Origin of the sequence: Mesorhizobium sp. WSM4935 (assembly GCF_029625735.1) — a bacterium.
Classification (GTDB): Bacteria; Pseudomonadota; Alphaproteobacteria; order Rhizobiales; family Rhizobiaceae; genus Mesorhizobium.
The window spans coordinates 1-12,423 of record NZ_JARTVR010000008.1 but is presented as its reverse complement, the minus strand read 5'-3'; the positions used below and the strand labels follow the sequence as shown (position 1 = coordinate 12,423).

General features: G+C 64.6%; 12 protein-coding genes. 4 read left to right on the top strand and 8 right to left on the bottom strand.

Going from position 1 to position 12,423, the window contains the following annotated elements; all coding sequences use genetic code 11:
- The 4 genes from P9273_RS18965 to hisS form a co-directional block, all read right to left on the bottom strand.
- Positions 1 to 1,767 (bottom strand): AMP-binding protein, encoded by a 1,767-nt coding sequence (locus P9273_RS18965; RefSeq protein ID WP_278050269.1) that lies wholly within the window; start codon positions 1,765 to 1,767, stop codon positions 1 to 3.
- 175 nt (positions 1,768 to 1,942) lie between these two features.
- Positions 1,943 to 2,641, bottom strand: coding sequence for an ATP phosphoribosyltransferase (hisG, locus tag P9273_RS18960; protein WP_278050268.1), 699 nt, complete (start codon positions 2,639 to 2,641; stop codon positions 1,943 to 1,945).
- On the bottom strand, positions 2,638 to 3,756 hold the full coding sequence (locus P9273_RS18955) for an ATP phosphoribosyltransferase regulatory subunit (protein WP_278050267.1): 1,119 nt from the start codon (positions 3,754 to 3,756) through the stop codon (positions 2,638 to 2,640). The genes hisG and P9273_RS18955 overlap by 4 nt, the downstream gene beginning before the upstream one ends.
- Before the next feature lie 171 nt (positions 3,757 to 3,927).
- Entirely contained in the window at positions 3,928 to 5,430 is a 1,503-nt protein-coding gene (hisS, locus tag P9273_RS18950; RefSeq protein ID WP_278050266.1) for a histidine--tRNA ligase, read from the bottom strand.
- A gap of 291 nt (positions 5,431 to 5,721) precedes the next feature.
- On the opposite strand from hisS, the gene P9273_RS18945 reads away from it, so the two are divergent.
- Complete coding sequence (locus tag P9273_RS18945; protein WP_278050265.1) at positions 5,722 to 5,958, top strand: hypothetical protein; 237 nt, start codon at positions 5,722 to 5,724, stop codon at positions 5,956 to 5,958.
- Positions 5,959 to 5,986: 28 nt separating this feature from the next.
- On the top strand, positions 5,987 to 6,370 hold the full coding sequence (locus P9273_RS18940; RefSeq protein WP_278050264.1) for a hypothetical protein: 384 nt from the start codon (positions 5,987 to 5,989) through the stop codon (positions 6,368 to 6,370).
- Positions 6,371 to 6,375: 5 nt separating this feature from the next.
- Here the strand turns inward: P9273_RS18940 and P9273_RS18935 are convergent, their stop codons facing one another.
- Positions 6,376 to 7,014 (bottom strand): DNA-3-methyladenine glycosylase I, encoded by a 639-nt coding sequence (locus tag P9273_RS18935; protein ID WP_278050263.1) that lies wholly within the window; start codon positions 7,012 to 7,014, stop codon positions 6,376 to 6,378.
- A 213-nt stretch (positions 7,015 to 7,227) separates the two neighbouring features.
- Here P9273_RS18935 and P9273_RS18930 point away from each other — a divergent pair, with 213 nt between their 5' ends.
- Positions 7,228 to 7,968 carry a L,D-transpeptidase gene (locus P9273_RS18930; protein ID WP_278050262.1) on the top strand — a complete coding sequence of 247 codons (741 nt, stop codon included), beginning with the start codon at positions 7,228 to 7,230 and terminating at the stop codon, positions 7,966 to 7,968.
- A gap of 366 nt (positions 7,969 to 8,334) precedes the next feature.
- On the top strand, positions 8,335 to 9,255 hold the full coding sequence (locus tag P9273_RS18925) for a bifunctional 5,10-methylenetetrahydrofolate dehydrogenase/5,10-methenyltetrahydrofolate cyclohydrolase (RefSeq protein WP_278050261.1): 921 nt from the start codon (positions 8,335 to 8,337) through the stop codon (positions 9,253 to 9,255).
- 14 nt (positions 9,256 to 9,269) lie between these two features.
- Here the strand turns inward: P9273_RS18925 and glcF are convergent, their stop codons facing one another.
- The 3 genes from glcF to P9273_RS18910 all read right to left on the bottom strand — a co-directional run bounded on the left by glcF (position 9,270) and on the right by P9273_RS18910 (position 12,355).
- On the bottom strand, positions 9,270 to 10,583 hold the full coding sequence (glcF, locus tag P9273_RS18920; protein ID WP_278050260.1) for a glycolate oxidase subunit GlcF: 1,314 nt from the start codon (positions 10,581 to 10,583) through the stop codon (positions 9,270 to 9,272).
- Positions 10,584 to 10,593: 10 nt separating this feature from the next.
- Positions 10,594 to 11,811: an FAD-binding protein gene (locus P9273_RS18915; RefSeq protein WP_278050259.1), complete on the bottom strand. Its 1,218-nt coding sequence runs from the start codon at positions 11,809 to 11,811 to the stop codon at positions 10,594 to 10,596.
- A 79-nt stretch (positions 11,812 to 11,890) separates the two neighbouring features.
- On the bottom strand, positions 11,891 to 12,355 hold the full coding sequence (locus P9273_RS18910) for an endonuclease domain-containing protein (protein WP_278050453.1): 465 nt from the start codon (positions 12,353 to 12,355) through the stop codon (positions 11,891 to 11,893).
- Between the last annotated feature and the right edge of the window lie 68 nt (positions 12,356 to 12,423).

Sequence of the window (12,423 nt, the reverse complement as noted above, 5' to 3'; positions counted from 1 at the left end):
TCAAGCCGTCTTCTGCGCCACCAGCCCCAATTCCTCGACCATCGCCTCGCGCATCAGGAATTTCTGCGGCTTGCCGGTCACCGTCATCGGCAGTTCCGTGCGGAAGCGGATGTAGCGCGGCACCTTGTAATGCGCGATCTGGCCGGCGCAGAAGGCCTTGATCTCCTCTGCCGTGGCGATCTGGCCGGGCTTCAGCACGATCCAGGCGCAGAGCTCCTCGCCATATTTGTCGTCGGGAATGCCGAAAACCTGCACCTCCTTGACCTTGGGATGGCGATAGAGGAATTCCTCGACCTCGCGCGGATAGACGTTCTCGCCGCCGCGGATCACCATATCCTTCACCCGGCCGACGATGTTGCAATAGCCCTCGGCATCGATGGTGGCGAGGTCGCCGGTGTGCATCCAGCCGTCGGCATCGATTGCCTCGCGGGTCTTTTCGGCGTCGTCCCAATAGCCCTTCATCACCGAATAGCCGCGCGTGCAGAGCTCGCCCGGCGCGCCGACTGCGACAGTGGCGCCATCCGCGCCGATCGCCTTCACCTCGACATGCGGGTGGATGCGGCCGACGGTGGAGACGCGCTTTTCCAGCGGATCGTCGACGCTGCTCTGGAAGGAGACGGGACTGGTCTCCGTCATGCCATAGGCGATCGTCACTTGCGCCATATGCATCAGCGACACCACCTTCTTCATCACCTCGATCGGGCAAGGCGAGCCGGCCATGATGCCGGTGCGCAGGCTGGAGAGATCGAAGCTCGCAAAATCCGCGTGGTCGAGCATGGCGACGAACATGGTCGGCACGCCGTAGAGGCCGGTGCAGCGTTCCTGCGCGACCGCTTTCAGCGTCGCGCCGGCGTCAAAACCTTCGCCGGGAAAGACCATGGTCACGCCTTTCGACACGCAGCCCATCGTGCCCATCGACATGCCGAAGCAGTGATAGAGCGGCACCGGAATGCAGAGCCGGTCGTCGACGGTGAGTTTTATGGCCGAGGTGACGAAATTGCCGTTGTTGACGATGTTGGAATGCGTCAGCGTCGCACCTTTCGGCGCGCCGGTGGTGCCGCTGGTGAACTGGATGTTGATGGCCTCGCCCGGCTTCAGGCCTTCGGAGATGCGGTCGAGGCTGTCATGCTCGTCGCGGCCAGCCATAGCCAGCACGTCGCCGAAATTGTACATGCCGGGCGAGTTGTCGTCGCCCATGCGGATGACGATTTCCAGCGAAGGCAGCTTTTTCGCCTTCAGCTTGCCGGGTTCTGCCGTGGCAAGCTCCGGCGCCAGCGTCTGTATCATGCCGAGATAGTCGGAGGTCTTGAACTGGGCGGCCGTGACCAGCGCCTTGCAGCCGACCTTTTTGAGGGCGTATTCCAGCTCGGTCAGCCGGTAGGCCGGGTTGATGTTGACGAGGATCAGGCCGATGCGCGCGGTGGCGAACTGGGTTACCAGCCATTCCCAGCGATTCGGTGACCAGATGCCGACCCGATCGCCCTTTTCCAGCCCGAGCGCCAGGAACCCGGCAGCCAAGGCGTCGACCGCGTCCGACAGCTCGCTCCAGGTGAAGCGCTTGTCCTGACCGACGAAGATAGCGGCATCGAGTGTGGCGTATTTGCCCACCGTTTCAGAAAACAATTCAGGAATGGTCTTGTCGAGCAGGGGCACCGAGCGGTCGCCCGACACATGCGCCTTGCCGCCCAGCGGAGCAATGAAGGTGCCGCTTGCGCCACGCCCGCGCAGATTGGTGGCGTTCATGAGCTCGTCGAGTTTGATCGCCATCGCCGTCTCCTCCCGGGATGATTGAGCCTATCAGCCTGCAAAGGCGGTGGAAACCCGCCGAAGGTAGAGGTGGCTAAAGCGTTTCACCGTTCATGGAGCGGGTGAAACGCTTGAGCCCTCTGGTTTGACGCAATTCCCGACGGAAAACCGCGTCACACTTTTCCTGGAAGTGCTTTCAGGCGACCAGCGCGGCCATTTTGGCGGCAATATCGCGCAACTGCGCCTCGTCCGCCGCATCACGCCGCTTCCTCGAAGCGACCAGACAGGCCTGCGACTTCAGGATCGTGCCGTCGCCCAGCACCTTGAGATGGTTGGCGCGCAGCGTCGAGCCGGTGGTGGTGATGTCGACGATGACGTCCGCCAGGCCGGCGGCCGGGGCGCCTTCGGTGGCGCCGAGGCTTTCGACGATGCGATAGACCTGGATGCCGTGCTTCAGCGAAAAGAACTGCTGCGTCAGCCGCCAGTATTTGGTGGCTATCCTGAGCCTGCGGCCATGGCGCTGGCGGAAATCGGCGGCGACGTCGTCAAGGTCGGCCATGGTGTCGACATCGAGCCAGATGTCGGGCACCGCCACCACGACATCGGCGTGGCCGAAACCGAGGCGGGCGACGATCTCGGCGCGCGCTTCCCAATCGGCGAGATTCTCGCGCAAAAGGTCCTCGCCGGTGATGCCGAGATCGACCGCGCCTTGGCCGATTTCGCCGGCGATCTCGGATGCGGAGAGAAAGGCCACCTCGACATTGTCGAGACCGTCGATGTGAGCACGATATTTGCGGTCGTCCTCGGGCAAGGTGACGGCCAGGCCGGCCTTGGCCAGCACGTCGAGGGACTGCTCCTTGAGACGGCCCTTGGAGGGGATCGCCAACGTGATCATTCGGCGTTCTCCCGCAAGGCTTCGATGCGGTCGAGCCAGACCGAGAAGCCGACGCCGGGGATCGGCTTTTTTGCTCCCAGCAGCGTCAGCAGCCTGTCGTAGCGACCGCCGCCGACCAGCGGGCGGTCGCCATCCGCCGCCGCGATCTCGAAGACTACACCGGTATAGTAATCGAGCGGGCGGCCGAAGGCGGCGTCGTAATGGATTTGCGCCGCGGACAGGCCATGCGCCTCGATCGCCTTGGCGCGGGCGGCGAAATTCTCCAGCGCCGGCCCCAGCGACAGGCCGGCGTCGGCGGCGAATTCTTCCAGCGCCGCGGTCGCGCCGTCGAGCGCGACGTCGATCTCGAGAAAACTCTTCAGCGCGGAGAAGGCCTCGTCTGACAGGCGCACGCTGCGCAGCTGCGCTTTCTCGATCAGCCTGCGCGCAATGTCGGCCGGCGCGCGGCCGGACGATGCCGACAGCCCCGCCTCCTCCATGCCTTCGGCAATGTGCGCGGCAAGGCCTTCCGCATCGCCGTCGAGCGCCAGCAGGGCGACCGGGCCAGAGAGCTGGCTGTTGCGCGGCGGGTTGGCAAGATCGGCAAGGGCGGCCTCCAACATAGGCGCCGAGCCGAAGGCGCGGGCGAGGCGCATGCGCCAGCCGCGCGGCAGGCCCAGCGCTGCCAGCACGGCCTCGAACACGGTCTGGTCGCCGAGCGTGACGGCGAGCTTCCGTCCAGGCAGCGCCAGTGACAGCAGCGCATGCGCGTCGGCGAGCGAACGGGCATCGGCGGCGGCCATGTCGCTGTCGCCGAGATCCTCGATTCCGGCCTGGAAGAACTCGTTGCCGCCGTCGCGGCGCTGGCGGAACACTTCGCCGAGATAGGAGTAGCGGCGCGGCGTGCCGGCCTGGCTGGCAATGTGGTCGAGGCAGACCGGAATGGTGAATTCGGGCCTGAGACACAGCGTCTTGCCGGTCTCGCTTTCGGTCAGGAAGATGCGGCGGCGCAAATCCTCGCCCGCCATGTCGAGGAACGGATCGGCTGGCTGCAGCACCGCGACCTCGACCGCGTGGGTGTCGCGGGTGGCGAAGAGGTTGACGATGTCGGCGGCGATAGCGGGACGGGAGGTCATAAAGCGCCACCTCGCCTTCTCCCCTTGTGGGAGAAGGTGTCGCCGAAGGCGACGGATGAGGGGTGTTCCAGCGAAGTGAGACGTGGGCGTTCCCTGGAACACCCCTCATACGTCTCGGCGCTACGCGCCGATCCACCTTCTCCTACAAGGGGAGAAGGGGAGGTCGGCGCTCTACTTGCCACGTGCCCGCTCCTCGGCCTGCGCGGCGAGTATCTTCTTCACCTCGGCAACCAGCTCACCTTCCGCGACCGTCACCTGCGCCGGCCGCGCGGCCCGCCATTCGGCATTGTCGGTGATCTCGGCTGACAGCCGCGCGCCTTCGATCAGGTCCTTGATCTGGACCTCGCCCTTGGCGCGCTCGTCGCCGCCCTGGATTATGGCGGCCGGGCTGCCCCGGCGGTCGGCATATTTCAGCTGCGCCTTCATGCCGGCGCCGCCCAAATACATTTCGGAGCGGATGCCGGCGGCGCGCATGTCGGCGACCATCTTCTGGTAGCGGCCGAGGCTTTCCGTGTCCTTGTCCATGACGAGCACCACGACCGGCGCGACGACATCGGATGTGTCGAGCTTGCCAAGGTTCTTCAGCGCCGTCATCAACCGGGAGACGCCGATCGAGAATCCGGTCGCCGGCACCGGCTCGCCGCGGAAGCGCGAGACCAGCCCGTCATAGCGCCCGCCGCCGCCGACCGAGCCGAAGCGAACGATCTGGCCTTCGTCATTGGGGATCTCGGCCAGGAGCTCGGCCTCGAAGACAGGGCCGGTGTAGTATTCGAGGCCGCGCACGACGGAGCGGTCCATCACGATGCGGTCTTCGCCGTAGCCTGCGGCTCTAACCAGCGCCTCGATCGTTGCCAGTTCGCCGACGCCTTCCTGATAGACAGCGTTGGCATTGACGCTTGCATCCTGGGCGGCCTGCCCATTCCTTGCCGTTGCCAGAAGAACCGCCTCGGCTTGCGTGTCGTTCAATCCGGCGCCCTTGGCGAAGTCGCCCTCCCCTTCCTTGCCGCCATCCCAACGCCCGGGACCAAGCAGGAGCCTGACGCCTTCGGGTCCGAGCTTGTCGAGCTTGTCGATGGCGCGCAGCACGGTCAGCCGGCGGCCGGCATTCTGGTCGCCGCCGAGCCCGATCGCCTCCAATACCCCATCCAGCACCTTGCGGTTGTTGACGCGGATGACATAGTCGCCGCGCTTGATGCCGAGCGCCTCCATCACGTCGGCCATCATCATCGCCATCTCGGCGTCGGCGGCGACGCCCGGCGTGCCGATCGTGTCGGCGTCGAACTGCATGAACTGGCGGAAGCGGCCGGGACCGGGCTTCTCGTTGCGGAACACCCAGCCGGAGCGGTAGCTGCGATAAGGTTTCGGCAGCCTGTCGTAATTCTCGGCGACGAAGCGGGCCGTCGGCGCGGTGAGATCATAGCGTAGCGACAGCCACTGGTCGTCGTCATCCTGGAAGGAGAAGACGCCTTCGTTCGGCCGGTCCTGGTCGGGCAGGAATTTGCCCAACGCATCGGTGTATTCGATCATCGGCTGGTCGACCGGCTCGAAACCATAGAGCTCATAGACCGAACGGATGGTCGCCATCATCTTCTCGACGGCGCGGATGTCTTCGGCGCTGCGGTCGGCAAAACCGCGCGGCAACCGCGCTTTCGTCTTTTCGGATTTGTCGGCCATGGGTTGATCTTCTCTGGTAATGGGCGCGCGTTTCCTAAACGATGCCGCTTGGAGCGGCAAGGGTTAGCGCCTTTCCTTCTCCCCATGCGGGAGAAGGTGGATCGGCGCGATAGCGCTGGCTTTCCCTGGAGCACCCCCTCATCCGTCGCCTTGGCGAAACCTTCTCCCACAAGAGAAGAAGGAAAAACTGGAACAAAACCACACCAAAACGAAACAATTCCGCCATCCGTGCGGCATGCTGCCGACACAATCCGCGACCATAAAGCGCGCCGAAACAAGGGGTTCGGAACCATGGCGACGGCTGGAGACATCATCGAGAGCGGCAAATCGGCCAGGCTGCGGCCTGCCGGCGGCTTTGCGCTCAAATCGGCGCAGCAACCGGCTGGGCCGTTCGAGGTCGCGGCCGGGGCGCGCAAGCCGACCATGCGCGACGCGCTGGTGACCGGGCTGCTGGTGATCTATCCGGCCTTCGCGGCCGTGGCGGCGATCATTGCCGGGCTGTTCCTGGCCGGCGCCGGCAGCGTCTGACTTTCATTCAACGATCGGGGGGATCATCATGGGGTTGCGATTTGCTGGCGCGCTTGCCAGCGCGCTTTTCTTTAGCATGCCCGTTGCCGCCAACGTGTGCCAGCCGGGCGATGCCCGCCTTGCCGGCTACTACTATCTGAACGGCGTCATGGAAGTCGGTTCCGAGCTGCTGTTGAAGAAAGACGGCAGCTTCGAATTCGCGCTCGCTTATGGCGCCAACGACCAGTACGGCAAGGGCTGCTGGGTGCGGAAAGGCTCGACGGTCGAGGTCATCCCGGCGGGCCGCAGCTCCGCCTCCACGCATCACACGCCCGACGATCGCGGCTTCAGCGGACTGGTGCTGACGGTGTCCGGCTCCAGCCTGGTCTGGGACATCAACGGCAGCGGCCATAAGGGCAGGTTCGAGAAGTAGCCGCGCTATTTCGGCCGCTTGAGTTTCTTGCGCTCTTTTTCCACCTCCGCCCTGCAGTAGCAGCCTTCGAGATGGTCGTTGACCAGGCCCATCGCCTGCATGAAGGCATAGACCGTCGTTGGGCCGACAAAGCTCCAGCCGCGCTTCTTCAATTCTTTCGATATCCTGACCGACACCGCCGTCGTCGGATTGGCGCGCAGATGCGCCAGGTCGACGATTTCGGGCCGCTCGTCCGGACCCGGCTCGAACTTCCAGAACCAGGCGGCTAAAGAGCCGAACTCGTCCACCATCTCGCGGGCGCGTTTGGCGTTGTTGATGGTCGAGACGATCTTGCCGCGGTGGCGGATGATGCCGGCATTGCCGAGCAGGCGCTCGACATCCTTGTCGGTGAACGCCGCCACCTTTTCGAAGTCGAAACCGGCGAAGGCCTCGCGGAAATTTTCGCGCTTGCGTAGGATGGTCAGCCAAGACAGCCCCGACTGGAAGCCTTCCAGACAGATCTTTTCGAACAGCCGGCGATCATCCGTTACCGGCCGGCCCCACTCATGATCGTGGTAATGAAGATAGTCCGGCAGGTTGCCGTGCCAGAAGCAGCGCGCCTTGCCATCGGGGCCGTCGAGAATACCGGCATTTTCAGTCGCCATCGTCAGCAAATCCATTCGTTAATGCGCTTCAGCGCAGCTTTTACCGTGGCTTTACCAGATTCCTGAACCGGCCGGTAACCACACCAAAAAGTTTACTGACAGTTCCGCATTTTACGCATTCCGATTCATGTTTTGCTTGCCGCTCCGCGCCAAGGATCGCGAAACCGAGGGCGCCCTCTCCGCCCCGGATGAGTTCGATCAAGGTGCGTTCCGATGAAGACAGCGTTTTGTTCCCTGCTCGGCGCGGTGGCCATTCTTGCCGCCGGCGCCACGACCTCCCTTGCCAACGACCGCTATGCCGACATGCCGCCGGTCATGGTGAGCCCCGACCTTTCGGCACCCTGGGTGCTGCAGCTCGGCCACGCGCCGGGCATCGTGCGCCCGACGCGTCAGGCGACGCAGCAGCCATTGCGGCGCCTGTTCCAGGCGCAGCCCGACCGGCAGAAGACGGCGGCCGTGCAGCAGCCGGCCAAGCGCATGGTGATGCGGCCGCAGATCAACCCGATCTACCTGCCGCAGGAAGTCGCGTATGACGGCCCGCAGAAGCCGGGCACAATCGTCATCGATACGCACCAGAACTTCCTCTATCTGGTCGAGAAGAACGGCAAGGCGCGCCGCTACGGCGTCGGCACCGGCAAGCCGGGCTTCGAATGGTCGGGCACCCACAAGATCACCGACAAGAAGGTCTGGCCGGATTGGCGTCCGCCGAAGGAAATGATCGCACGCGAAGCCGCCAAGGGCCGCTACCTGCCGACCTATCTGGCCGGCGGCATCGAGAACCCGCTCGGCGCGCGCGCGCTCTATCTCGGCACCACCGAATACCGCATCCACGGCACCAACCAGCCTTGGACGATCGGCGGTGCGGTGTCTTCGGGCTGCATCCGCATGCGCAACGAAGATGTCGTCGATCTCTACGAGCGCGTGAATGTCGGAACCACGGTCGAGGTGATATAGTCACAGCGAATCAGCAGGTTAGACGGCGCATCAGTTTTTGTTCGACGCTGTTGCCGCCAAGTCATAGTGCGATCCCGCGGGATGTGCTCAAATCGGTGTCAGGGTTTACGGGGGACGGGCCGTGTGGGGATACGGCCGGTCACGAAAAGGCAGCGCGGCCAACCGCGCTGCCTTTTTCGTTTTTGAGTTTCCCTTTGATGCATGGCGCGGCAAGTCGCCCCGAAAGCAGGCGGTTTCGCTTTCGGGGCTGATTTCCCGGCGCGCCTCTGCTATTGCAGCGCAAAATCCCGATCGTTACGCAATTCCGGACGCAACGCCGCTTACGCGCTTCTCCCTGAATTGCTTCAGAAGGCAGAGGTGCCAGCCATGACCCGAACCGACGACAGCCGCTATCTGAAAGGCGGCCCGGTCGCCCAGCGCATCATCGCTTCGGTGCGCGAAGACGCGGCGATCGCCACGGCTGAAGGTTTCCCGCCAAAGCTGGTCTCGATCACCGTCGGCGATACCGCAGCGGTCGATGTCTACGTGCGCAACCAGCGTGCCAAGGCCGCCCTTGCCGGCATCGGCTTCGAGGAACGCCGCTTCGCCGCCGACATCACCGCCGGTGAACTGGAAGCCGCCATTCATGGCCTCAACGCCGACCCGCGCGTCACCGGCATCATCATCCAGCGGCCGGTGCCGGCGCATATCCCGATCAAGACGCTGCAGGCGGCGGTGCATCCGCTGAAGGACGTCGAGGGCATGCACCCGGCCTCGATCGGCAACATCGTCTACAACCAGCTCGACCTGGCGCCCTGCACGGCGGCGGCCTCGGTCGAGCTGCTCAAGGAAACCGGCCTCGACCTCAAGGGGCTCGAAGTGGTGGTCGTCGGTCATTCCGAGATCGTCGGCAAGCCGATCGCCTTCCTGTTGATGAGCGAAGGCGCGACGGTGACGGTCTGCCACCACATGACGCGCTCGCTGGCGGCGCATGCGCGGCGCGCCGACGCGCTGTTCGTCGCCGTCGGCAAGCCCCGGCTGATCAAGGCCGACATGGTGAAGCCGGGCGCTGCCGTCATCGATATCGGCATCAATTCCGAGGTCGGGCCGGACGGCGAAACCCGTATCGTCGGGGACGTCGACACCGACAGCGTCAAGGAAGTGGTGTCCTGGATCACGCCGGTGCCGGGCGGCGTCGGCCCGCTCACGGTGGCGATCCTCTTGCGCAATACCATGGTGGCGCTCAACCGCCAGCGCGCGCTTTATCGGGCAACCTACGGCGTACCGGACCAGCTCGCGGCGGAGTAGTTATTCGGCCGCTATCAGCCGCCGTCGGAAACACCCTCCGGCTTCGGACCGCCATAGGCCCAGTCGAGCAATTTGACCGTGTGTACCACCGGCAGCTTCGCGGCGGAGGCGATCTGGGTGATGCAGCCGATATTGCCGGTGGCGACGATTGCGGCGCCGGTCGCTTCGATGTTCTTCACCTTGCGGTCGCGCAGCCTGGCGGAAATGTCCGGCTGCAGGATGTTGTAGGTGCCGGCCGAGCCGCAGCACAGATGCGCCTCGCGCGGCTCGCGCACGACGAAGCCCGCCTTGGCCAGAAGCTCCTTCGGCTGGCGCGTGATCTTCTGGCCATGCTGCATCGAGCAGGCGGAATGATAGGCGACGATCGTGCCCGGCCTGCGCACCGGCTCGGGCAGATCGAGGGCGGCGAGATATTCCGTGACGTCTTTTGCGAGAGCCGAGACGCGCGCGGCCTTTTCGGCATAGGCCGGATCGAGGCGCAGCATGAAGCCGTAATCCTTGATCGTCGTGCCGCAGCCGGATGCAGTGATGACGATGGCATCGAGCCCGCCCTTCTCGATCGCGCGCGTCCAGGCGTCGACATTCCGCCTTGCCGAGGCAAGGGCCTGATCCTCGCGGCCCATATGATGAACGAGCGCGCCGCAGCAGCCCTCGCCTTCCGGAACGACGACTTCGACGCCGAGGCGGGTCAGCAACGAGATGGTCGTTTCGTTGATGGCGGGGTCGAGCACGGACTGCGCGCAACCAGTGAGGATGGCGACGCGGCCGCGTTTCTTGGTCCCCTGCCCGGCATGTGTGCCCGGCTTCGCCATCGGCGATGCCGAGGGGATCGACGCGGGGGCGAGCTTCAGCATGGCGGCGACCGGCTTCAGCGCCGGCAGCTTTTCGAACAGGCCGATGAACGGACGTCCGAGACCGGCGAGCTTCAGCGCGGTGCGGAAATGGCTTGGGTAAGGCAGCACGAAAGCCAGCATGGCGCGCGTCAGCCGGTCGAGCAGCGGGCGCTTGTAGGTGGCCTGGATATGGGCGCGGGCATGGTCGACCAGATGCATGTAGTTCACGCCAGAGGGGCAGGTCGTCATGCAGGCGAGGCAGGACAGGCAGCGATCGATATGAGTGACGATCTCCTTGTCCGCCGGCCGGCCGTTCTCCAGCATGTCCTTGATGAGGTAGATGCGGCCGCGCGGCGAATCCAGCTCGTTGCCCAATGTCACATAGGTCGGGCAGGTGGCGGTGCAGAAGCCGCAATGCACACATTTGCGCAGGATCTTTTCCGATTCCGCGACATGCGGGTCGGCAAGCTGCGCGGCGGAGAAATTGGTTTGCATCGCGTTTGCTCTAAGCCATGCGGCCAGGATTGAGAATCTGCTTGGGATCGAACTCGGCCTTGAGCCGCGCCGACAGCGCCGCCAGATGCGGCGGCTGCGGTTCGAATACCGGCAGGGCCGCGCGATGCGGGGCAGAGGCGCGCACCAGCGTCGCGTGGCCGCCGCCGTGCTTGCGGATCAGCGCGCGCAGCAGCTCGGCCTCGGGATCATCCTCGCGCATCGACAGCCAGACAAGGCCGCCTTGCCAGTCATAGAAGGCATCGACCGCCGCTTGCATGCGCAGCGACATCACCATGTGATGCGCCTCGGACGGTGCCATCGAAACGCGCCACACCGGCCGCGCGCCGTCATCGGCGAAAGGCCGGCAATCGCGGACATCGCGCCAGATCGTCTTCGATGCCTCGCCGGCAATCTCTTCCAGCGGCCCCGCCTTGCCGAGCAGTTGCTTGAGCGTCTCGATGCGATAGACAACCGAAGGACCAAACCCCTCGACGCGCAGCAGCGTGGCGGCATCGCTGCCATGCTTGCCGCCGGCGACCTTCGCGGCGATGCGCTCCGGCAAATGCGCAGCGCTCGACACTTCCGCGCTGGAGCCCAGCGCGAGCGCCATTGCGGCCACGGCGGCATCGTCGAGCAGGCCGCGAATGGCCAAGGTCACTTCGGTTTCCGCGGCCGGCAGCACCTTGAAGGTGACGTCGGTGAGAACGGCCAGCGTGCCCCAGCTGTTGGCCATCAGCTTGGAAAGATCATAGCCGGTCACGTTCTTGACGACGCGGCCGCCCGACTTGAAGGCTTCGCCACGCCCGGAGACGGCGGCCACGCCGAGGATATGGTCGCGCGCCGCGCCCGCCTTGAGACGGCGCGGGCCGGACAGGTTGGAAGCCAGCGCGCCGCCGATCGTGCCGTTCTTGCCCCCTTGGCCCGGTTCGCCGCCGAGCAATGGGCCGTAGTCCATCGGCTCGAAGGCGAATTGCTGGCCGTTCTCAGCCAGCAGTTGCTCGATTTCGCCGAGCGGTGTGCCGGCGCGTGCGGACAGCACGAGCTCGGCCGGCTCGTAGAGGGTTACGCCGGAAAGCTTGGAGAGGTCGAGCGTGTGCTCGGTCTGCAGTGGACGGCCGATGCCGCGCTTGGAGCCATGGCCGAGGATTTCGAGCGGCGATTCCTCCGCTGCTGCCCATTGGATGGTGGAGAGGACTTCGGCTGGGGAGGATGGGGTGAAGGTGGTCATAGTGCATGGACCTGGTTCCTCGCCCCCGCAAAGCGGGGGAGAGGTGGCTCATGCGAAGCCCGAGACGGAGAGGGGGCCATCATAGAGCACTGTCTCCGATCTTCTTGGCCGCAAATACAAACCTGAGGTCCAGCGCAACGACATCTTCAGCAAGCCGCCCTTCAAGGGCTGCGAGGATCGTCTCGCAAACACACCTCGTGTTCCTCAAAACATCAAAATTCCAGAACCGCAAAACCGAGAAGCCTTCACCCCGCATGAATTCGTCGCGTTGTCTGTCATATGGACTGTCCGCATGCTGGCTGCCATCCAGCTCCACGATCAGCTTTTCGCTCCTGCAGGCGAAATCCGCGAAATACGGGCCGATTGGTATCTGGCGAACGAATTTGTAGCCGCCCAGTTTCTTCGCCTTCAGCTCGTTCCAGAGGGTCGCTTCCGCTTGATTGTCACCGTGGCGAAGCTCGCGCGCCCGGGCGATGCTTTCGGGCGAGCGGCGGCTTGGCTGAGAGGGCGTCCCCCTCTCCGTCTCGGGCTTCGCCCGAGCCACCTTGTATCTCCACGAGAGAGATTTCGTGGGATTGAAGCGATTGAGCCAAGATCCGGCTGGCCAGCCGG